Genomic DNA, 20,531 nt, shown 5'->3' with positions numbered 1-20,531 from the left:
TCTCCATGTCCACCGCAGGGTCCAGCGCGGGGGCCACCGCCACCGCACGCGCACTGTTGTCCGACGCCCGGCTGTACCTGTGCACGGACGCGCGCAAGCGCCAGGGAGACCTTCCCGAGTTCCTGGACGCCGTGCTGTCCTCCGGCGTGGACATCGTGCAGCTGCGCGACAAGGGCATGGAGGCCGGCGAGGAGCTGGAGCACCTCCAGGTGTTCGCCGACGCGTGCCGCAGGCACGGCAGGCTGCTCTCCGTGAACGACCGCGCCGATGTCGCGCACGCCATCGGCTCCGAGGTGCTGCACCTGGGGCAGGGGGACCTCCCGGTCCCGGCCGCGCGGGCCGTCCTCGGCTCCGACGTGCTGATAGGCCGTTCCACCCATGCCGAGTCCGAGGTGGACGCGGCGGTCGCGGAGCCCGGCGTGGACTACTTCTGCACCGGCCCGTGCTGGCCCACCCCGACCAAGCCGGGGCGGTACGCGCCGGGGCTCGGCCTCGTGCGGTACGCCGCCTCGATCGGCCAGGACCGGCCGTGGTTCGCGATCGGCGGGATCGATGCGGGCAACCTGGACGAGGTGCTGGACGCGGGCGCCCGGCGGGTCGTGGTCGTACGGGCGATCACCGAGGCGGACGACCCCGGTGCGGCGGCGGCGGAGCTCGCGAAGCGGGTCGCGGCGCGGAGCGAGTAGGCCGCGCCCTGCCCTTTGGGCCGGAACGTCCCCGACTGTCCTCGGCTGTCCATCGCTGTCCACGGCTGTCCGAGTGGTGGACGCTCTTGGGTCTGTCCGCGGACCCTGGCTAATCTTCCGGTATGGCCCTTGGCACAGCTTCCACCAGGACAGATCGCGCACGAACCGTGCGCGAGATGCTTGAGACGGGTGAAACCTCGTACTCCTTCGAGTTCTGGGCGCCCAAGACCGAGAAGGGCGAGCGCAATCTGTGGAACGCGCTGCGCCGGGTGGAGGCCGTGGCTCCGAGCTTTGTCTCCGTGACGTACGGCGCGGGTGGCTCGACCCGGGCCGGCACCGTGAAGGCCACCGAGCAGATCGCCGCCGACTCCACGCTCACACCGGTCGCGCATCTGACGGCCGTCGGCCACTCGGTCGCCGAACTGCGCAACATGGTGGGCCAGTACGCCGACGCCGGAATCCGGAACATCCTCGCGGTGCGCGGTGACCCGCCGGGCGACCCGATGGGGGAGTGGGTCGAACACCCCGCAGGCGTGCGGTACGCCGCCGAGCTCGTCCGGCTGATCAAGGAGTCGGGCGACTTCTGTGTCGGCGTGGCGGCCTTCCCCGAGATGCACCCGCGGTCCACGGACTGGGACACGGACATCCAGTTCTTCGTGGACAAGTGCCGGGCAGGTGCGGACTACGCGATCACTCAGATGTTCTTCGACCCCGAGAGCTATCTGCGGATGCGTGACCGAGTCGCCGCGGCCGGCTGCGAGACCCCGATCATCCCCGAGATCATGCCGGTCACCAGCGTCAAGCAGCTGGAGCGGCTCGCGCAGCTCAGCAACGCGCATTTCCCGCCCGAACTGAAAGACCGGATCCTCGCCGTCAAGGACGATCCGGCCGCTGTACGCTCCATTGGCATCGAGTTCGCTACGTCGTTCTGTGCGAGGCTGCTCTCCGAGGGTGTCCCGGGGCTGCACTTCATCACGCTGAACAACTCCACGGCGACGCTCGAGATATACGAGAACCTGGGGCTGAATCAGCGGCCCTGACCGGCCGTAACCAGGGGCGACGGCCGTACGAGAGGGGCGTACATGGGCTGGACGGTCCTCTACATCGCGTTCGGAGTCGTCGCGCTGTGGCTGCTGGGCGAGGTGCTGCTGCAGTACAAGGCGCGGCTGCGCTGGCGGCTGCTCGCCTTCGTCGGCTTCCTGGGCGTCGTCTTCGGTGTGCTGCTGTCCTCGGTGATCGTCATCGGGGTCGGCGCCATCGCGTTCGCGATAGGGCAGACGTACGTCACGCTCTCCTTCCGCCGGGGCTTCTCGACGGGCTGGGCGATCGGCGGCAATCCCGGGGCGAGCCGACGGCGGAAGTCCGGCGGGGAGGCCCCGCCGCGGCCCGAGCCGACGCTGGAGGTCTCGGACCTGGCGTACGAGCCGGTGCCGGAACCCGCGGAAGCGGCGGCCGACGTGTACGAGCCGCAGCCGCTGCCGGACGACACCGGGCAGTACGGCGTCTACCGCGAGTCGGCGTTCGCGACGGCCGCGGAGAGCGGTGACCAGGGCGGCGGGTACGACGCGGGCGCCGGTGCCGGCGCGGGGACGTCGGCGTATGCGGGCTACTACGACCCGCAGGGCCAGAACCAGGCCGACCAGGGCCAGGACGCGTACGCCGGCGCCGGCCAGTACGACTACGGGACCGGCCAGCAGCAGTACGCCGCGTACTCCGACCCGTACATCGGCACCCAGCAGTACAGCCCGTACGACTACGGCACCGCCGGCGGCCAGCAGTACGCCGAGCCGTACGCCCAGCAGCCGCAGCCGTACGGCGAGACCCCGCCGGGCGGGGTCTGGGTCCCGCAGCAGCGCGACGGCGAGGAGCCGTACGCAGCGGGAGCCGACCAGCGCTACCCGTACCAGAACGACGGCCAGGACACGGGCGACTACAACGAGCAATACCGCTACTAACCCCCGGCGGGTACCCGCCCGGCGCCCTCCGGGCCCCGGCCGCTTGCCCCGGCCTTCGTGGTCCCCTGGACCGCGCGCCCTCCAGTGCCCGCGCCCGTCCGGTGCGCGAGCGCGCCCGATGCCCGCCCGTGCCGGTGTCCTCCGACCCCGGCCGCCGTGCCCAGCCCGTGGACCGCGCGCCCCCGGCCCGGCACCGTCGGCCTCGCCCCCTCCAGGCCCCGCTGCCCGCAGCGCCTGGTGCCCGCCCGTCCCGGTGTCCCCCGACCCCGGCCGCTTCGCGGCCCCGTGGACCGCGCGCCCTCCAGCGCCCGCGCCCGTTCGGTGCGCGACCGCGCCCGATGCCCGCCCGTCCCGGTGTCCCCCGATCCCGGCCGCTTCGCGGCCCCGTGGACCGCGCGCCCTCCAGCGCCCGCGCCCGTCCGGTGCGCGACCGCGTCCGATGCCCGCCCGTGCCGATGTCCTCCGACCCCGGCCGCCGTGCCCAGCCCGTGGACCGCGCGCCCCCGGCCCGGCACCGTCGGCCTCGCCCCCTCCCCGCCCCGGCCCCGCCCCGCCCCGGCCCGGCCGCCCGCCCGGCTACTGCGAGCCGCGGAAGGCCGCTCCCTCCGTGATCAGGCCGGCCACCAGCGCGCCCGACATTCCCGCGTGTGCCAGGCCGCCGCCCGGGTGGGCGAAGCCGCCGGCGAAGAGCAGGCCCGGGACCGGCGAGCGGTTGTCCGCGGGCAGGTAGTCGCCCCGCGCTCCCGCCAGTGCGGGCGCGGGTACCTGCCGCAGGCCCGTCTCCCGCAGGGTGTCGTCCGGCGTCCGCACCTCGCGCCACAGCAGCCGCTCGCGCAGGCCGGGCACGGCGGCGGCAGCCGCCTCCAGCACGCCGTCCGCGAAGCGGTCGGTGACGTCCGCCGACCACAGGTCCGCCGCCGGGACGACGGCGGACAGCGTGACCGACTCGTGGCCCTCGGGGCGGAGTGCGGGATCGTCCGGGCGCAGCACCGTCACGGTGGGCCGCTCGCAGAGCCGGCCGTCGAAGAGCGCAGACAGCTCGGCGGACCGGTCCACCGCGTGCACCACCGTGCGGTGCGCCACGTCGCCCGGCCGCGCGCCGCGCAGCGCCACGCACATCACGAACCGCCCGGTGGCCGGGCCCCGCTGCCAACGGGGCCAGTCGTCGGAGTACTGCCAGTCCAGTACATGGTCCTGGTAGAGCGCCGGGACAGGGGCGCCCGAGACGACGAAGTCCGCCTCCGCGCCCGCCTCGTCGTCCGCCAGCTCCACCCCCGCCGCCCGGCCGTCCTTCTCCCGGACGCCCACGACCTCCGCGCCGAAGGCGAACTCGACACCGCGGGCCAGGCAGCGCTCGTACAGTGCCCGCGCGAGCGCCCGCATCCCGCCGCGCACATACCAGCTGCCGAAGGTCTGCTCCATGTACGGCAGCACCGCCGCCGCGGCCGGCGCGCTGCGCGGATCGAGACCGTACGCCAGCGCGCTGCTCTCCAGCACCGCCACCAGCCGGGGATCGCCCAACTCGCGACGCGCGACCTCGGCGAGCGTCGGCGGCCGGCGCCGCAGCAGCCCGCTCTTGCGCACCGCCGGATACGGATCGCGCCCCAGCCCTCTCAGGTCCCCCCGCAGCGGCTCCTCCAGCAGCGGCCTGCGGGTGGCGTCCCAGGCGTCCCGCGCGCGGACGAGGTACGCGCTCCAGCGTTCCCCCGCACCCGCGCCCAGCGCCTGGTCCAGCGCGGAAGAGACGCCTCCGCGCGAGGCGTTGGGCAGCGAGACGTCCGTACCGTCCGCGAAGACGTGCCGCACGGCCGGGTCCACCTGGGTCAGCTCGACGCACCGCTCCAGCGGCTCCTTGCCCGTCTTGACGAACAAGTCGCGGTACACGGCGGGCAGGTGGAGCAGCCCCGGGCCGGTGTCGAAGGCGAAGCCCTCGCGCTCGAACCGGCCGACCGAGCCGCCGTACGTGCCGGAGCGCTCGAACACCGTCACCCCGTGGCCTGCCACGGCCAGCCGGGCGGCCGCCGCCATCGCGCCCATCCCGGCGCCGATCACCGCAATACGTGCCATGTCAGGGACTTTATCCGCCCCCACTGACAGCCCGGACGGCCCAGGTGGCCAGGTGTAACCAGTTGGCGGTCACCGGTCCTGGGGATGAGCACGTAGGACTGAGTACCCGTACCTAGTGGTGCAGATGAGTAGGTGCGCGGATGGGCCCCCACCTGCGGAGAAGGAAGAGTGGAGGCCACGGAAGGGGCGCGGCGCCGGCACCGCCGACACGGGGCGGCGGATACGGCGCGGCACCCCCGACGGGTACGGGGGCGGGGGAGGTACGGGGGGAAACGCCAGGCCGGCGGGGCTCGGGGGGATCGAGCCTCGCCGGCCCGGTGCTGTCCCGGCCCCGCGCGGGTGCTGTTCCGGCCCTGTCCCGGCCCGCGCCGGTGCCGTGTACCGGGCCCGCGCGGGTGCCGTTACGGGGGCTGCGCCGCGGCTACTGGTGCCCGCTCACCCGCCCGTGCAGCAGTCGCGAGAGCGCCGCGTGCACCTCGTCGATCGACCGCTCACGCTGGAACGCCTGCCAGTCGAGCGCCGCCACCAGCACCATCCCCACCAGCGCCGCGGCCGTCAGCGGGATGTCGATCTCCGCGCTGAGCTCGCCGTTGTCGATGGCCTCCCGCAGCACGGTCTCGACCACCGCCACCGCCTGCTGCCGTACCACCAGGAGCGTGGACTGCCAGGCACGATTGGTGCGCCACAGCTCGGCCACGTACAGCTGCGTGAACGCCGGATAGCGGTCGATGAACTCCAGCCCGGCCCGGATCATCGCGTCCAGCGCCTCGACCTTGCTGCCGCCGCGCTTCTCCGTGTCGTCGGCCGCGGCTTGGAGCGAGTCGGTGAGCAGGCCGACGCCGTGCCGCAGCAGCTCCTCGAACAGCACCGTCTTGCTCGCGAAGTTGTAGTAGACCGTGCCCTTCGCGACCCCGGCGCGCTCGGCGATCTCGTCCACCGTCGTCGCGGAGAAACCCTGCTCGGCGATGAGCGTGACGGCCGCCTCGTAGAGCTTCTGCCGGGTGGCCTGCCGTCTGGTGCTGCTGCTGTCCATGACGTCGATTCTCACAGGTCTCGCAGGTCTCGAAGCTCTCGAAGGTCTCACAGGCTCAGCTCCGGATGCAGGCGGTCGAGGGTCCACACCTGCTTGCGCCGTGCCGACCACGCGGTCAGCGCGAGCGCGCCGGCCGTGAACGCGAGCAGCACCGCGCAGCCGTGCCAGACCGGGCCGAGCCCGCCGCCGGTGATGAGTCTGCGGAGCCCCTCGACCACATAAGTCATGGGCAGGTAGGGGTGGATGGCATTGAAGAAGCCCGGACTGGTCTGTACGGGGTAGGTGCCGCCGGCCGAGGTCAGCTGGAGCATCAGCACCGCGAGGACGAGGATCCGGCCGGCCGCGCCGAAGCGGGCGTTGAGCCACTGGACGATGGCGGCGAAGCAGCCGGTCACCAGGACGAGGAAGCCGACCGTACCGGCGGCCCGCTCCATCTGGAGGCCAAGTCCCCAGTGCAGTACGGACATCAGCGCCCCGACCTGGAGGACGCCGAGCGCGGCGACCGGCAGCCAGCCGGCGAGCGCGATCCGCCAGGCGGAGGCGCCGGCGGCGAGCGCGCGCCGGTTGAGCGGCTGGATCAGCATGTACGCGACCATGGCGCCCACCCAGAGGGAGAGCGGGATGAAGTACGGGGCGAAACCGGTGCCGTAGTTGGGCGCGGTGTGCAGCGACCGGGAGGCGAGCTGCACCGGATCGGCCATGACCTCGGTGCGCCGGTCGCGCTCGCCCTTGTCGTAGTCGGGGATCTTGGCGGCTCCGTCGTGGAGTCCGCCGGCCAGCTCGCCCGAGCCGCCGACGAGTTTGAACAGGCCGCCGTCGAGGCTGTTGGCCCCCGTCGTCAGCTTGCCGATGCCGGCGTCGAGGTCGTTCGCGCCGGTCTTGGCGGAGGTCAGGCCGGTGTGGAGCTTGTCCGCGCCCTTGGCGACCTTCTGGGCCCCGGCGTTGAGCGCGTTGATCCTGGCGACCGCCGCGTCCAGGTCCTTGCCCAGGTTCGGCGCGCGGTCGGCGAGCGCCTGGGCCTGTTTCTGCAGCGTGGCCAGGTGCCCGTCGAGCTTGGCCATGTCCCCTTCGTAGCCCTGCACCACCTGGTTGACGCCCTTGGCGACCTTGGCCGAGTCGGCGGCGGCGTCCTTGGCCCGCTTGATCTGGGGGCAGGCCGGGTTGGGCACCGGCGCGTCCACGCAGAGCTCCGTGTGGACGGCGGTCAGGTCGTCGGCTGCCTTGCGGGAGGCGGTCTCCGCGATCGGCGCGGCCTTCACGAACGTGCCGAGGTGGTCCCGGATAACGCGTGAGGAGTCGGCCACCAGCTGGGCGGTGTCGCCGATCGTCCTGTCGTTGTCCTTCAGGAACGGGCCCACCTTCGCCGCGGTCCCGTTGACCTTGTCCGCGAGCGTCTGGGTGCCGGCCGCCACCTGCTTCGCGCCCGTCTCCAGATCAGCCGCGCCCTTGTCGAGCTTCCTGACCCCGCCGGCCAGCTTGCCGCTGCCCTCCTTGGCGTCCCCGAGGCCGGTCGCCAGGTCCTGTGAGCCCTTCTTGGCCTTGCCGATACCGCTCTTGAGGCTGTCCGCTCCCTTGGCTGCCTTCTCGGTGGCGCCGTGGATGTCGGAGAAGTTGATGAAGATCTTGTCCAGGAAGGAGCGGGAGGCGTTGGTCGAGGCGGCGGTCCGCACCTCGGAGAACACCGTCCGGGAGATCTGTCCCACGATGTAGTTGTTGGCGTCGTTCGTACGCACCTGGAGGGCGCCGGTCTCCGGGGAGGCGCCCGAGCTGGAGGCGATACGGCTGCTGAAGTCGGACGGCATGGTGAGGGAGAGGTAGTACGTGCCCTCCTCGACACCCGCGCGGGCCTCGGCGGCGCTCACCTCGTGCCACTCGAAGACCTTGCTGTCGTGCAGTCCCGCGGTGATCTCGTCACCGGCCCTGATCTTCTTGCCGGCGGCCACGACACCCTTGTCGTCGTTGACGAGGGCGACGGGTATCCGGTCCAGGCGCCCGTACGGGTCCCAGAACGACCAGAGGTAGAGCGCGCCGTACAGCAGCGGCAGCAGCAGGAGCGCGGCGAGTGCGGCCCGTGGCAGCTTGCCCCTGCCGAAACGCTTCAGCTCAAGCGCGGCCAGTCTCGGCGATCGCATCCGCCGCCCCCTTCTCGTCGATGTCCGTGGTGTCCGTGGTGTGCGCGGTGTCCGTGGTGTCCTCCACCGTCGAGACGCGGACCGCGCCCTCGGGCGCCTCGCTGCACACCGCCACCACCGTCGTCCCGCTCGCGGCCACGGAACGCAGCAGCGCCCAGGCCTCCTCGCGTTCCGCGTCGGAGAGCTTCATGTCGGCGTCGTCCACGCCGAGCAGCCGCGGGCCCCCGATCAGCGCGAGCGCCACGGACAGCCGCAGCGCGTCGAGCCGCTCCAGGTCGCGCACGGAGGTGCGGGGCCCCTTGGGCAGCGCCTCCAGGTCCAGGCCGGCGGCGGTCAGCGCGGTGTCGACGCGTGCGCGGGCCCCGGCCGCGCGCTCGGAGCGGGGCCGCAGCCATGTGCGTACCGAGCTGCCGAAGCGGCGCTGGAGCAGGGCGCGTTCGCGGAGGTGCTCGCCGACGGTCAGGGCCGGGTCGAGATCGGTGACCCCGGACACCGGACCCAGCGCGCTGATCCGCCGTACGGCAGCCATCCGCTTCGGCAGCGGATGGCCCCCGGTCTCGGCCCGGCCCGCGGTGGCCCGCATCCGGCCGGTGAGCGCGAGCAGCAGGCAGGTGCGGCCGGAGCCCGAGGGGCCCTCGATGGCGACGAGTGATCCGGGCCGCGCGTCCAGCCGCACCCCGCGGAAGGCCCAGCCGCGTGGGCCCTTCAGTCCGAAGTCCTCGGCCGTGACGGCTGCGCCGTGCGGGCTGTCCACGGACCCTCCCCCTGGTAGTGAAAGTATTCTGTACTGACTGGTCAGTACAGAAACTAGCACGCCGGAAAGGTGCCTAGCGGTCGCGGTCCTCGTCGGCGACCAGCTCGGCAAGCTGTGCGCAGACCCGCTTGATCTCTTCGTGGGTGTGGTTCCGCTCGGCGATGACCGCCGCGAGCAGCAGTGCCGTCAGCGCGGTCACGCCGTTGAACGCCTGGAGGGTGATCATGTTCATGATGAGGTCGTGATGGGCGAACGGCCCGACCTCCCGCGCCGCGGCGAGAATCGCCAGCGTCGACACGGCCAGCGCGCAGGGCGCCGCGCCGGCCAGCTGGAAGCGGAACGCGGCCCAGATCAGGAACGGGAAGACGAGGAAGAGCAGGGAGGCGTTGCCGATGCCTGTCGCCATGTACGCGGCGAAGAGGGTGCTCAGTGCCAGAGCGGCCGCCTCGGCCCAGCGGGCGGGAGACGCGGTCCGCGGCCACTGAGCCGTACGGATGGCGAGCAGGAAGGGGGCGACCACGAGCACGCCCATCGCGTCACCCGTCCACCACACCCACCACGTCGGCCACAGGTCACTCGCGGGCAGCGCACCGGCGAGCACCAGTACCCCGCTGCCGATGGTCGAGCTGATCAGCATCGCGCCCAGGGCGCCGAGGAAGACCAGCGCCAGCACGTCCCGCAGCCGGTCCAGTGTGTTGTGGAACCCAGCGCGTCGCAGGAGCAGAAAGGCGCAGAGCGGGGCGACGGTGTTCCCCGCGGCGATGGCCAGGACGGCGAGGAGGGTCGGTCCGATGGACACGTTGACCAGGAAGGCGCCGAGGGCGATGCCCGGCCAGATCCGCAGGCCGAGGAGGAGCAGCCCGGCCACGGCCACGCCGGTCGGCGGCCACAGTGGGGTGACCTGGCCGCGCACCAGTTGCTGGAGGAGTCCCAGCTCCGCGGACGCGTAGTACACGGCCGTGACAGCGAGGATCCACAGCGCGGCGGAACCGTACCGCCGGATCTCCTCGTTGCGCGCCACAGCAGTCACCGGCCCAGCTTATGTATCACCACATTCAGGGGCGTATCGAACTATTCCGGCATGCCGTCGTAGCGGGCGACGAGAACGGCGGCATCGTCGATGTGGCCGGTCAGATCGGCCACCCTGATGACTTCGGCGGCCAGCATCTCGGGGTCGGCGTCGAACCCGGCGCACACCAGCCGGGCCACCTCGGCCAGCCCCTCGTCGATCGGATACGTCGGGCCTTCCACGACTCCGTCGGTGAGCAGGGCCAGGGACCCCGCGGCCGTCAGCCGCCGACGGGTCACGGGATAGCGCTCCCCGGGCACGATCCCCAGCGGTGGGCCGCCGTCGTGGAGGGTGATGCCGGAGTCTCCGTCGGAGTTCGCCCAGACCATCGGGACATGCCCCGCACGGGAGAGGGCGAGATCGCCGCGGACCGGGTCGAAACGCAGAAAGCAGCAGGTCGCGAAGAGTTCGCACCCCATCGCGATGAGCAGGTCATTGGTGTGGCTCAGCACCTCGCCGGGATCGGTCGCGGCGCCGGCGAGGGCGCGCAGACTGGTGCGGACCTGCCCCGCGAACGCGATGGCCTCCACGTCGTGGCCCTGCGCGTCGCCGATCGTGATCCCGACCGATCCGTCCGCCAGCGGGAAGGCGTCGTACCAGTCGCCGCCGACATCCAGGCCGTCCTGCGAGGGCGAGTACCGGGCCGCGAGACGCAGGCCGGGCACCTGCGGAAGTCCGGGCGGAAGCATGTGGCGCTGCAGGGCCATGGCCAGCTCCACCCGGGCCCGCTGGAGCTTGATCCGCTCGAGAGCCAGGTCGACCAGATGCCCGAGGGTGACGAGGAGTTCCTGTGCGTCGTCGGGCGAGTGGGTGCGGCGTTCGCGCATGACCGCTCCGGACATGTCCCTTTGATCCTTTAATCACCTTAGCCGCTCGCTCTCGCGAGAGCCCTGCCGCCGATCGCCCGTCATCCCCTTCCGCGGGGAGAGAGGCCCAGGTCAGGGCCAATTGTCAGTGGTGGCCTCCACGATGGACACATACGGCCACAGAGCCGTCACAAGACGACAGGAGGTTCGTCATGGCCAGTCCGTCCGCAGCCGCCGCCCGTCGGCGTCGCGCCGCCGGCCCTGCCCCCTCACTGACCGGTCCCGCGAGCGATGTCCACCCCGTGCTGCGCCGTGCCACCGCTCCGCCCGCAGCCCTCGACCTGCTCGCCCAGGCGCGTACCGGCCTCGAAGAGGCCGCCGTCCTGGACTTCCCGAACGAGCGCTACGCCACCGCCCACCTCGCGGCCCTGCGCACCGCGGCCGCCGTACTGGCCGCGCGCGGCCGCCCCGAGACCAGCCCGCGCCGTCGGCAGAGGATCCGCAGCGCCTGGGAGGTCCTGCCCGAGATCGCGCCGGAACTGACCGAGTGGAGCGCCCTGTTCGCGTCGGGAGCCCAGCGCAGGGCCCGGGCGGAAGCAGGCATACGCGACGCGGCCAGCAGCCGCGACGCCGACGATCTGCTGCGCGACGCCGCCATGTTCCTGCGCCTGGTGGAGCGGATGCTGGTGCTTCAGCCGGTACTGCCGCAACCACGCCCGGAGCGGCCCGACGCGGGGTGACCCGTCCCGGTCGGCGAGCGGGTCGGGATGGCGTTACCCGGCCTCGCCGGCGGGGACGGCGCTCCGGGCTGAGCGTGGCACCGGGGATGACGCTCCGCCCCGTCGCCGACCACTAGGGTGGAGTGCGCCGTTCACCGTTCGAGACCGCCGCCCGAGGCGGCACCGCGCCGAGGAGTCACCTGCCGTGTCGGACCGTCCCCGCCCCCGAGCCTCTCTCCGTACCGCCGTGGTGTGGGAGGTGCTCAAGGACGCCCTGGAGCGCCGGGTCAAGGCGACCGGGCGCGATGTCCTGGACGTGCTCGACACCGGCGGCGGTACGGGCAACTTCGCCGTGCCCGTCGCCAGTCTGGGCCACCGGGTCACCGTGGTGGACCCGAACCCCAACGCCCTCTTCGGGCTTGAGCGCCGCGTCGCCGAGGCCGGGGTCGCCGACCGGGTCCGCGGGGTACAGGGCGACGTGCAGGGGCTGCTCGACGTCGTCGAGCGCGAGGGGTACGACGCGGTGCTCTGCCACGGCGTCCTGGAGTACGTGGACGACCCGGCCGAGGGCGTCCGGAACGCGGTCGCGGCCCTTCGCCCCTCCGGCACCCTCAGCCTGCTCGCCGCGGGGCTGGGCGGCGCGGTCCTGGCCCGCGCGCTGGCCGGGCACTTCACCGACGCGCGGCACGCGCTCAGCGACCCGGCCGGCCGCTGGGGCGAGGGCGACCCGGTGCCCCGGCGCTTCACCGCCGAGCAGCTCACCGGGCTGGTCGGCGACGCCGGACTGGAGGTCGGCGCGGTGCACGGCGTCCGGGTCTTCGCCGACCACGTCCCCGGTGTTCTGGTGGACACCGAGCCGGGCGCGGTGGACGCGCTGCTCAAGCTGGAGATGGCCGCGGCGGAGCTGCCGGCCTTCCACTCCGTCGCCACCCAGCTGCACGTTCTCGGCGAGAAGCACGCCTGATCAGCGGCGCAGTCGCAGATGGAGTACGCCACAGGACCCCCGCTCAGCCGCCGCGCGCCGTATGATCGGGGGACACGGTCCGGCATGACGGATCGGCCGATGGGGAATCAACGCCTCAGCAGCCGAATCACCATGACGTCCGGTTTGGCGAAATGGCGTAGAGGGGCGGGTTTCACGGGGGCGATTCCCTGCCTATCCTGAAGGGGACCCCCCGGTCGCTCCCCGCGACCGACGGATGAGGAGGACTCCCGTGCCGCTCTCGGAGCACGAGCAGCGAATGCTCGAGCAGATGGAGCGAGCGCTGTACGCCGAAGATCCCAAGTTCGCGACAGCGCTTGAGGGAAGCGGGCTGCGTACGTACACCCGGCGACGGGTCTACCAGGCGGTCGCAGGCTTTCTGGTGGGTATCGCGCTCCTCATGGCCGGAATGGTCGCACAGCAGATCTGGGTCAGCGTGGTGGGATTCCTCGTCATGCTCGGCTGCGCGGTTCTCGCGGTCACCGGCTGGCGCAAAGCTCCCAAGCCCGGTGAGCAGCCGCAGTCCGGCGGCGAGACTCCGGGTGGCACGGCCACGCGCAGACAGGCCAGGCAGCGCCGCTCGATGATGAACCGCATCGAGGAGCGGTGGCAGCGCCGCCGCGACGACCAGGGTCACTGACGCGCCGGCCACTGAAGCGCCGGCCACACAGACTGATCAGACGGGCGAGGGCCCGGGATGTGAGTGAGGGGAGACCGCCTTCGGGCGGTCTCCCCTCACTCGTCTCCGCGTCCACCGGTTGCGACCGGTCAGCCCCGCTGCCTCAGCGGCCGTCGCAGGTTCGCGGCCCACCGTTCGGTCCGCTGCCCGGCCTCGGCCATACGGGCCGCCACCCCGTCCCACCGCTCGGAGACCACCCAGAGCACCCGGGCCGCCGACCGGGGGGCCAGCAGCGCCCGCAGGCGGGTCCCCAGGCCCAGCCCGGCCCAGAGCCCGGCACGTATCCGCCGCACATCCTGGCCCAGGCCCATGGCCGGCCGCGGCACGGGCGCGTAGAGCACCTGCTCGACGGCGGCCGCCACCCGGTGTACCGCTTCCGCGGCCTCCGTGTCCAGCCGGCCGATCCTGACGATCCGCGCCGCCGCCATGCGCGGCGACTGCGCCTCATCGGGCAGGATGCCGAGGTCCCAGGCCGAGTCGTTGACCTCCTGCCAGGCCGCCAGCGTCCGCGCCATCGCGTCCGCCGGGGCCCGGCCGTCCGAGCCGGCCAGCCGCCGCGACCGCATCTGGATCCGCCACAGCATGGGCAGCAACGGGATCAGCAGCGCCAACAGCACCAGAGGGACGACCCACAGCAGGGTCAGGAACAGTCCGGTCCACCCGGAGTCGCTCGGACCGCCACCGCCCACGGCCTGGTCCGGGCCGCACTCCAGCTGCCGCTGCAACTGCGGGGTGCAGCTGCTCGACGCCGAGGGCGCGGCCGACGGTGCGGCCGACTCGCTGGGAGCGTCCGTGGCCGGGCTGGAGGGCTGCCCGGACGGGGTCTCGGGACGCGTGTACTCCGGTGTGCTGCCCCGCGAGGGGGTCGGCTCGAAGCGGGTCCAGCCCACTCCCTCGAAGTAGAGCTCGGGCCACGCGTGCGCGTCCCGCAGACCGACGGACATACTGCCGTCCGACTTCGGGGTGCCGGGCGTGAAGCCCACCGAGACCCGGGCCGGGATCCCCAGCGTCCGGGCCATCGCGGCCATCGAGAAGGAGAAGTGGACGCAGAAGCCCTCCTTCTGCTTCAGGAAGTCGACGATCGCCGTCGATCCCGTGCCGGACCGCACCTTGGTGTTGTAGGTGAAGCCGCCGTCCGACGCGAACCAGTCCTGGAGCCGCACCGCCTTGGCGTAGTCGTCCTTGGCCCCCTGGGTCACCTTGAGCGCGGTGCTCTTGACGACGGCCGGCAGGGAACTCGGCACCTGGGTGAACTGCCGCTGCAACTCGGGCTCCGGCCGGATGGCCCCCGCCAGCTGCTGCGCGGTGGGCCGTACGACCAGGTTCTTGACCGTGTACTGCACCCCACGCGTCGACTGCCCGCGGTCGCCCACCAGAGTCCGGCCGGTCGGCTCGAACCGCCAGCGCCCCTTGATGTCCACTTCCGAAGCGGGGTACGGCATCGGCAGGTACGTCTGCCCGTACCAGCCGGCCGCCGAGACGCTGGTCGTGACCTCGGTGGTGGCCACCGACGGGTTCAGCCCCGGCGGGTTGGGGAGCTCCTCGGGCACATCGGTCAGCCGGCGCGTCGACGTCCGCCACTCGGTGCCGTCGAACTGGTCGAGGGCCACGATCCGGATGTACTGGTCCTGCACCCGATCGGCGTTCGTCCGGTACTTCAGCACCTCGCGGTCCTCGGGCACATTGAGGCTGTTCTGCAGCGAGACCAGCGGGTTCACCGCGGAAATCGTGCCCCCTCCGGAGCCCGACCCGGGCCCGCCGCCCGTACCGTCCAGCAGCCCGCCGTCCAGCGCGGGCAACGCGGCCGGCACCACCAGCGCGATGCCGAGGGCGACCGCGCCGATCCGCCGGCCGGTGCGCACAGGGGCGAGCGCCGCCCCGCCGCCCGACTCGAGCCCGGCCGCGACCCGGCCCGGTGCGCGCGCCGCGCCGCCGAAGACCCGGCCCCACTGGGAGAGCCGGTCCCGGCCCTCCGCCAGGAGCAGCAGCAGATAGCCGGCGGCCGCCAGTACGAACCACAGCCAGCTCGCGCCGCCCTGGGTCAGTCCGGCCGCGACGGAGTACAGCGCCAGCAGCGGCAGCCCGGCCGGTGCGGCGCTGCGGAACGTCACGGCGATCACGTCGACCAGCAGGCCGATCAGGAGCACCCCGCCGACCAGCATCAGCCGGATGCCGTCGGTCACCGGCGCCGGTATCGCGTACCGCCCGACGTCGTCGGCGCCCGAGGACAGCAGGGTCCCGAACGCCTGGACGGCGTCCGGGCCGGGCAGCACACCGAGGACCGCCTGCTCACCGACGAAGATTGCGGTGAGCAGCAGCAGGGTCACCAGTGCCTGCGCGGCGATCGTCAGGGACCGCGCCAGCGGCACCCGCCGGGCCAGTGCCCCCACGCCGCTCTGCACGGCCACCAGGAACCCGGCCTGGACGATCCAGGTCGCCGGGTGCACCAGCGGCAGCAGTGCGCAGGACGCCAGCACGGTGGCGGCGAAGGCGCACAGCGCCAGCCTCGTGCGGCCGCTCATGACCATCCCCCCGAGGTTCCTGTGAGGCCGCCCGCCGCGGCCTGGGAGTGCGAGGCGGCGCCGGCCTGGCGCCACACATCGGCGAACGACGCCCCGGGCGGCACGGAGACGGCTGTCCAGCCCGACTCCCGGAGCAGCCGCAGCCGCTCCTCGACCGGCCCGGACACCCCGGTGGCGGGCCCGTGCATCCAGCTCTCGCTGTCCAGTACGAAGGCGACCGCGCCGCCGCTGCGCTGCCGCATCCGGGCCGCCATGGCCGCCTGCTCCTCGTCCAGGTCGCCGAAGAAGGCGACCAGCAGTCCTTCGTTCCCGCTCCGGATGACGTCGTACGCCCGGGAGAGCCCGGCGCCGTCGGAGTGGTCGATCACCGCGAGGGTGTCCATCATCAGCCCGGCCGCGTCGGCCGACTCCTGGGTGGCACCGGCGAAACCGCCGGCCCCCTCGGTCGGCACCGTATTGCCGGTGTCGGTCAACAGCCTGACCGAGAAGCCCCGTTCGAGCATGTGCACCAGGACGGAAGCCGCCCCGGACACCGCCCACTCGAAGGCCGAGTCGGGGCCCGCCCCCTGGTGTGCGATCTCCCGGGTGTCGAGCAGGACCGTGCAGCGGGAGCGCTGCGGCTGCTCCTCCCGGCGCACCATCAGCTCCCCGTAGCGCGCGGTGGAACGCCAGTGGACCCGGCGCAGATCGTCGCCGTGCCGGTACCCGCGCGGGATCACGTCGTCCTCGCCGGCCAGCGCCAGCGAGCGCTGCCGGCCCTCGCCGTACCCCGACGACTCGACCGAGAGCTTCACCGGCGGCAGCGGCTCGGTCCGCGGGATCACCGTCAGAGTGTCGTACGCGCTGAACGACCGGGTCAGCTCGCACATGCCGAACGGATCGGTGAGCCGCAGCTGGAGCGGCCCCAGCGGATAGCGCCCGCGCAGATCGGACCGCACCCGGTACGACACCTCCCGCCGGCCGCCCGCCTCCACCCGGTCCAGTACGAACCGGGGCCGCGGCCCGAGTACGTACGGCACCCGGTCCTGGAGCATCAGCAGCCCGGTGGGCAGCCGGGAGACGTTGTCCATCCGCAGGTGCACCCGCGCCTCGGAGCCCGCGGGCACCCGGGCCGGCGCGAGCCGCCGGCTGCCGGAGACCCGGTAACGGGTGCGGTGCAGGACGTACGCGCAGACCAGCGGCAGTACCGCCAGGAACAGCCCGACCCGGAGCAGGTCGCCCTGCCCCAGGACGTACGCGCAGATCGCCGCGGCGACGCCCGCGGCGAGGAAGGAGCGCCCCCGCGTGGTCAGACCGGCAAGCGCGGCCCGGAGACCGCCCTTGTCCTCCTCGGCCCGGCCCGCGGGCCCGCCGGCCGCCATCAGAAGCCCCGGGTGCCCGGCGGCTGCCGGCCGTACGCCGGAGCGACGGCATGCGGCGCGACCGGCGAGACGGGCGAGACCGCCGCCGGATGCTGTGCTCCCCGCGGGGAAGCGGTCGGAACGGGCGTGCGCTGGAGGATCTCGGCGACGACCTGTTCGGAGGTACGGCGGTTCAGCTGGGCCTGCGCGGTCGGCAGCAGCCGGTGCGCGAGCACGGGCGCGGCCAGCGCCTGTACGTCGTCCGGCAGGACGTAGTCCCGCCCGCTCAGTGCGGCGGAGGCCTTGGTCGCGCGCAGCAGATGCAAAGTGGCGCGTGGTGAGGCGCCGAGTCTGAGGTCGGGGTGGGTGCGCGTGGCGGCGACGAGGTCCACCACGTACCGCCGGACGGGCTCGGCGACGTACACCTCCCGGACCGCCTCGATCAGCTTGACTATGTCGTGCGCGTGCGCCACGGCCTGGAGGTCGTCGAGCGGCGAGACCCCGCCGTGCACGTCGAGCATCTGCAGCTCGGCCTCGGCGCTGGGATAGCCGACCGAGACACGGGCCATGAAGCGGTCGCGCTGCGCCTCGGGGAGCGGGTAGGTGCCCTCCATCTCCACCGGGTTCTGCGTGGCGACCACCATGAACGGACTCGGCAGCTCGTATGTCTGCCCGTCCATGGTGACCTGGCGCTCCTCCATGGACTCCAGCAGCGCGGACTGCGTCTTCGGCGACGCGCGGTTGATCTCGTCGCCGATCACGATCTGGGCGAAGATCGCGCCCGGCTTGAACTCGAACTCGCGGCGCTGCTGGTCGTAGATGCTCACCCCGGTGATGTCCGAGGGGAGCAGGTCGGGCGTGAACTGGATGCGCTGTGCCGAGCAGTCGATGGACCGCGCGAGCGCCTTGGCGAGCATGGTCTTGCCCACGCCCGGGACATCTTCGATGAGCAGATGGCCCTCGGCCAGCAGCACAGTCAGCGAAAGCCGTACGACCTCAGGCTTGCCCTCGATCACACCCTCCACCGACCTGCGGACCCGCTCCGCTGTGGTGGTCAGATCTGTGAGGCTCGCTCGATCGTCATAGGTCGTCACCCGGCCCTCCTCGGCCCGTTCCAGGGCCGGCGCCATTACGAGCGATCGGCCCACCGCGAAACACGGACATCGCCCCCGGACGGTTCCGGGGGGATGCCACACCCGCATTCTTGTTGCCGTTACCGCTTCGTGTCACTCGCCTGTGGACAAGTGAGTGGGTTATGTCGGGGGTTGCGCTCTTTTCGGCTCCCGAGCTGTTGCCGAGCTGTTGCGCAGCGGCACTCCGCGCCGCCGCTCGGGGGCACTCAGACGGCCGGGTCGATCTCCCGCAGCAGCCCGGTCTTCACGTCGAAGACAAAGCCGCGGACGTCGTCGGTGTGCACCAGGAAGGGTGAGGTCCGTACCCGCTGCATCGACTGGCGGACGTCCTGCTCGACATCGCGGAAGGACTCCACCGCCCAGGCCGGCCGCTGTCCGACCTCGACCTCCAGTTCGTGCCGGAAGTCCTCGGTCAGGCTCTCCAGGCCGCAGTTGGTGTGGTGGACGAGGATGACGCTGCGGGTGCCCAGGGCGCGCTGGCTGATGGTGAGCGACCGGATGGCGTCGTCGGTGACCACGCCGCCCGCGTTGCGGATGGTGTGGCAGTCGCCGAGTTCCAGGCCAAGGGCGGCGTGCAAGTCCAGGCGGGCATCCATGCAGGCGACGACGGCGACACCCAGAACGGGGCGCGCGGCCATCCCCGGGTCGCGGAACGCGGAGGCGTAGCGCCGGTTCGCCTCGACGAGCCGGTCGGTGACGCTGGCACCGGTCGCGGCCTGATCTGCGGACTCGGCGGAGAAAGATGCAGAAGTCGACATGCATATGACGGTAGTCGTCACGCGAGGTCCCGGCCCGCTGTGAGGTGGGACAAAGAACGTCAATGCGGCTTGTTGTGAGGTAACCCACAGCGGTGGAGTAACCCGACCCGTACGGGTGATCTGTTCCGTTTGCGCCTCCGGCCGGGGCATGCTTCGCGACGCGCAGGTCCGTTGATTGACCGGGAGGTCACGTGGACTAAAGTGACGCGAAGTCCCGAATTCCCCGCGTGCGCGGCGCGTACGTACGGCCGCGCCGTTATCTGAGAGGGCGCATGAGCGAGAGCCGACATGTCCCGGTGATGCTCCAGCGGTGCCTGGACCTGTTGGCGCCGGCTCTGGACCGGCCCGGGGCTGTCGTCGTCGACTGCACCCTCGGCCTCGGCGGGCACAGCGAGGCCCTGCTCACGGCCTTCCCCGAGGCCAGACTGATCGCCCTCGACCGGGACAAGGAGGCGCTGCGCCTCTCCGGTGAGCGGCTCGCGCTCTTCGGCGAGCGGGCCACTCTGGTGCACGCCGTGTACGACGAGCTGCCCGAGGTCCTCGACCGGCTCGGCGTCCCCCGCGTGGACGGCATCCTCTTCGACCTCGGCGTCTCCTCGATGCAGCTCGACGAGGCCGACCGCGGTTTCGCCTACGCCCAGGACGCCCCGCTCGACATGCGCATGGACCAGACCACCGGAGTCAGCGCCGCCGAGGTGCTGAACACCTACCCGCCGGGCGAGCTGGTGCGGATCCTGCGCGCCTACGGCGAGGAGAAGCAGGCCAAGCGGATCGTCGGCGCGATCGTCCGGGAGCGCGAGCGGGAGCCGTTCAGCAACAGCGCGCGCCTGGTCGAGCTGATCCGCGACGCGCTGCCGCAGGCCGCCAAGCGCACCGGCGGCAACCCGGCCAAGCGCACCTTCCAGGCGCTGCGGATCGAGGTCAACGGCGAGCTGACCGTCCTGGAACGGGCCATTCCGGCCGCGGTGCGCGCGCTCGCCCTCGGCGGCCGGATCGCCGTCCTGTCGTACCACTCCCTCGAGGACCGGCTGGTCAAGCAGGTCTTCGCGGCCGGGGCCGCCAGCACGGCGCCGCCCGGGCTGCCGGTCGTACCCGAGCGCTACCAGCCGAGGCTCAAGCTGCTCACCCGTGGCGCGGAACTGCCGACCGAGGAGGAGGTCGCGGAGAACCGCCGCGCCGCTCCCGCCCGGCTGCGCGGAGCGCAGCGCATTCGCGAGGAGGCGTCGTGAGCGACCGCCGCGCACCACACCGGGGGGCTGAGTGACGAAACCGGCCAAGCCACTGCGGGGACGGGCGGCCAGACTGGCCCGGCTGATGCCCTCGGGTCCCGCCACGGCCGCGCGCACCCCCTTCGTCCTGCTGGTCGTGGTGCTGCTCGGCGGCGGGCTGATCACGCTGCTGCTGCTGAATTCGGCGCTCAATCAGGGATCGTTCCAGCTGAGCCGGCTGAAGAAGCAGACCACCGACCTCACCGACGAGCAGCAGGCACTGCAACGGGACGTCGACGCATACTCCGCACCCGACGCCCTTGAGCGGCGGGCCCGTGAACTGGGCCTGGTGCCCGGCGGCGGACCCGTCTTCCTCGAACCGGACGGCAAAGTCCGCGGGCTGGCCGGCAAGGTGAAGGCCGCCCGGTCACCCGCGTCCGCCTCCGAGTCCCCGACGGCCTCGCCCCTCGCCTCGCCGCCGGCCTCGCCCTCCGCAGCCCCGTCGGCGACCGCGAGCGTGACGGCGGGCCCCGACACCACCCCGGCCACGCCCGCCGCCGCGGCTCCGTCCCCGGCCCCGCCCGTGACCCCGCTCGTGATCCCGTCCGCGTCCGCGTCGGCGTTCCCGCTGTCCGGCGCCACGCCCAGCACGTCCGCGCAGCCCACCCCAGACCCCGGCAGGTGACGT

18 protein-coding genes are annotated in these 20,531 nt (G+C 72.6%); 8 read left to right on the top strand and 10 right to left on the bottom strand.

Going from position 1 to position 20,531, the window contains the following annotated elements; translation table 11 throughout:
* Positions 1-5: 5 nt before the first annotated feature.
* From thiE to ACWV17_RS30230, 3 genes are all read left to right on the top strand, one after another.
* Complete coding sequence (thiE, locus tag ACWV17_RS30240) at positions 6-686, top strand: thiamine phosphate synthase (RefSeq protein WP_455362174.1); 681 nt, start codon at positions 6-8, stop codon at positions 684-686.
* A gap of 122 nt (positions 687-808) precedes the next feature.
* The gene (gene metF, locus ACWV17_RS30235; protein ID WP_455355554.1) at positions 809-1,726 is read left to right on the top strand and encodes a methylenetetrahydrofolate reductase [NAD(P)H]; all 918 of its coding nucleotides are present in this window, start codon (positions 809-811) and stop codon (positions 1,724-1,726) included.
* A gap of 42 nt (positions 1,727-1,768) precedes the next feature.
* Positions 1,769-2,641 (top strand): hypothetical protein, encoded by an 873-nt coding sequence (locus ACWV17_RS30230; RefSeq protein WP_455362173.1) that lies wholly within the window; start codon positions 1,769-1,771, stop codon positions 2,639-2,641.
* 576 nt (positions 2,642-3,217) lie between these two features.
* Here the strand turns inward: ACWV17_RS30230 and ACWV17_RS30225 are convergent.
* The 6 genes from ACWV17_RS30225 to ACWV17_RS30200 all read right to left on the bottom strand — a co-directional run bounded on the left by ACWV17_RS30225 (position 3,218) and on the right by ACWV17_RS30200 (position 10,523).
* A complete protein-coding gene (locus tag ACWV17_RS30225) occupies positions 3,218-4,708 on the bottom strand; it encodes a phytoene desaturase family protein (RefSeq protein ID WP_455362172.1) in 1,491 nt (496 codons plus the stop codon).
* 421 nt (positions 4,709-5,129) lie between these two features.
* Entirely contained in the window at positions 5,130-5,741 is a 612-nt protein-coding gene (locus ACWV17_RS30220; protein ID WP_455362171.1) for a TetR/AcrR family transcriptional regulator, read from the bottom strand.
* Positions 5,742-5,788: 47 nt separating this feature from the next.
* Positions 5,789-7,873: a YhgE/Pip family protein gene (locus tag ACWV17_RS30215; RefSeq protein ID WP_455362170.1), complete on the bottom strand. Its 2,085-nt coding sequence runs from the start codon at positions 7,871-7,873 to the stop codon at positions 5,789-5,791.
* The gene (locus ACWV17_RS30210) at positions 7,845-8,627 is read right to left on the bottom strand and encodes an ATP-binding cassette domain-containing protein (RefSeq protein ID WP_455362169.1); all 783 of its coding nucleotides are present in this window, start codon (positions 8,625-8,627) and stop codon (positions 7,845-7,847) included. Before ACWV17_RS30210 ends, ACWV17_RS30215 begins: the two co-directional genes overlap by 29 nt.
* Positions 8,628-8,700: 73 nt before the next feature.
* A complete protein-coding gene (locus ACWV17_RS30205; RefSeq protein ID WP_455362168.1) occupies positions 8,701-9,657 on the bottom strand; it encodes an MASE1 domain-containing protein in 957 nt (318 codons plus the stop codon).
* A gap of 41 nt (positions 9,658-9,698) precedes the next feature.
* Positions 9,699-10,523: a PP2C family protein-serine/threonine phosphatase gene (locus tag ACWV17_RS30200; RefSeq protein ID WP_455362181.1), complete on the bottom strand. Its 825-nt coding sequence runs from the start codon at positions 10,521-10,523 to the stop codon at positions 9,699-9,701.
* 191 nt (positions 10,524-10,714) lie between these two features.
* Here ACWV17_RS30200 and ACWV17_RS30195 point away from each other — a divergent pair, with 191 nt between their 5' ends.
* The 3 genes from ACWV17_RS30195 to ACWV17_RS30185 all read left to right on the top strand — a co-directional run bounded on the left by ACWV17_RS30195 (position 10,715) and on the right by ACWV17_RS30185 (position 12,843).
* Entirely contained in the window at positions 10,715-11,242 is a 528-nt protein-coding gene (locus tag ACWV17_RS30195) for an SAV_6107 family HEPN domain-containing protein (RefSeq protein WP_455355561.1), read from the top strand.
* Positions 11,243-11,426: 184 nt separating this feature from the next.
* Complete coding sequence (locus tag ACWV17_RS30190) at positions 11,427-12,185, top strand: methyltransferase (RefSeq protein WP_455362167.1); 759 nt, start codon at positions 11,427-11,429, stop codon at positions 12,183-12,185.
* Between the two features lie 250 nt (positions 12,186-12,435).
* The gene (locus ACWV17_RS30185) at positions 12,436-12,843 is read left to right on the top strand and encodes a DUF3040 domain-containing protein (RefSeq protein WP_455355563.1); all 408 of its coding nucleotides are present in this window, start codon (positions 12,436-12,438) and stop codon (positions 12,841-12,843) included.
* Positions 12,844-12,971: 128 nt separating this feature from the next.
* Here ACWV17_RS30185 and ACWV17_RS30180 read toward each other — a convergent pair whose 3' ends face one another.
* The 4 genes from ACWV17_RS30180 to ACWV17_RS30165 form a co-directional block, all read right to left on the bottom strand.
* The gene (locus ACWV17_RS30180) at positions 12,972-15,404 is read right to left on the bottom strand and encodes a transglutaminase family protein (protein WP_455362166.1); all 2,433 of its coding nucleotides are present in this window, start codon (positions 15,402-15,404) and stop codon (positions 12,972-12,974) included.
* Positions 15,401-16,765, bottom strand: coding sequence for a DUF58 domain-containing protein (locus tag ACWV17_RS30175; RefSeq protein ID WP_455362165.1), 1,365 nt, complete (start codon positions 16,763-16,765; stop codon positions 15,401-15,403). The genes ACWV17_RS30180 and ACWV17_RS30175 overlap by 4 nt, the downstream gene beginning before the upstream one ends.
* Entirely contained in the window at positions 16,765-17,838 is a 1,074-nt protein-coding gene (locus ACWV17_RS30170) for an AAA family ATPase (protein ID WP_455362164.1), read from the bottom strand. Before ACWV17_RS30170 ends, ACWV17_RS30175 begins: the two co-directional genes overlap by 1 nt.
* A gap of 245 nt (positions 17,839-18,083) precedes the next feature.
* Positions 18,084-18,635, bottom strand: a complete 552-nt coding sequence (locus ACWV17_RS30165) for a beta-class carbonic anhydrase (protein WP_455362163.1) — start codon at positions 18,633-18,635, stop codon at positions 18,084-18,086.
* Between the two features lie 272 nt (positions 18,636-18,907).
* Between ACWV17_RS30165 and rsmH the strand changes: the two genes are divergently transcribed.
* Positions 18,908-19,864 (top strand): 16S rRNA (cytosine(1402)-N(4))-methyltransferase RsmH, encoded by a 957-nt coding sequence (rsmH, locus tag ACWV17_RS30160; protein WP_455357196.1) that lies wholly within the window; start codon positions 18,908-18,910, stop codon positions 19,862-19,864.
* Between the two features lie 85 nt (positions 19,865-19,949).
* A complete protein-coding gene (locus ACWV17_RS30155; RefSeq protein ID WP_455362162.1) occupies positions 19,950-20,528 on the top strand; it encodes an FtsB family cell division protein in 579 nt (192 codons plus the stop codon).
* The last annotated feature ends 3 nt before the right edge of the window (positions 20,529-20,531 follow it).

The sequence above is a fragment of the Streptomyces mabaensis genome, assembly GCF_053763515.1.
The sequence above is the reverse complement of the archived record's forward strand: the minus strand, read 5'-3'. Positions and strand labels throughout refer to the sequence as shown.

Bases quoted from the DNA above. Each gene is read 5' to 3' on its own strand.
- thiE (WP_455362174.1), top strand. From the start codon at position 6: ATGTCCACCGCAGGGTCCAGCGCGGGGGCCACCGCCACCGCACGCGCA.
- metF (WP_455355554.1), top strand. From the start codon at position 809: ATGGCCCTTGGCACAGCTTCCACCAGGACAGATCGCGCACGAACCGTG.
- ACWV17_RS30230 (WP_455362173.1), top strand. From the start codon at position 1,769: ATGGGCTGGACGGTCCTCTACATCGCGTTCGGAGTCGTCGCGCTGTGG.
- ACWV17_RS30225 (WP_455362172.1), bottom strand. From the start codon at position 4,708: ATGGCACGTATTGCGGTGATCGGCGCCGGGATGGGCGCGATGGCGGCG.
- ACWV17_RS30220 (WP_455362171.1), bottom strand. From the start codon at position 5,741: ATGGACAGCAGCAGCACCAGACGGCAGGCCACCCGGCAGAAGCTCTAC.
- ACWV17_RS30215 (WP_455362170.1), bottom strand. From the start codon at position 7,873: ATGCGATCGCCGAGACTGGCCGCGCTTGAGCTGAAGCGTTTCGGCAGG.
- ACWV17_RS30200 (WP_455362181.1), bottom strand. From the start codon at position 10,523: ATGCGCGAACGCCGCACCCACTCGCCCGACGACGCACAGGAACTCCTC.
- ACWV17_RS30195 (WP_455355561.1), top strand. From the start codon at position 10,715: ATGGCCAGTCCGTCCGCAGCCGCCGCCCGTCGGCGTCGCGCCGCCGGC.
- ACWV17_RS30180 (WP_455362166.1), bottom strand. From the start codon at position 15,404: ATGAGCGGCCGCACGAGGCTGGCGCTGTGCGCCTTCGCCGCCACCGTG.
- ACWV17_RS30175 (WP_455362165.1), bottom strand. From the start codon at position 16,765: ATGGCGGCCGGCGGGCCCGCGGGCCGGGCCGAGGAGGACAAGGGCGGT.
- ACWV17_RS30165 (WP_455362163.1), bottom strand. From the start codon at position 18,635: ATGTCGACTTCTGCATCTTTCTCCGCCGAGTCCGCAGATCAGGCCGCG.
- rsmH (WP_455357196.1), top strand. From the start codon at position 18,908: ATGAGCGAGAGCCGACATGTCCCGGTGATGCTCCAGCGGTGCCTGGAC.
- ACWV17_RS30155 (WP_455362162.1), top strand. From the start codon at position 19,950: ATGCCCTCGGGTCCCGCCACGGCCGCGCGCACCCCCTTCGTCCTGCTG.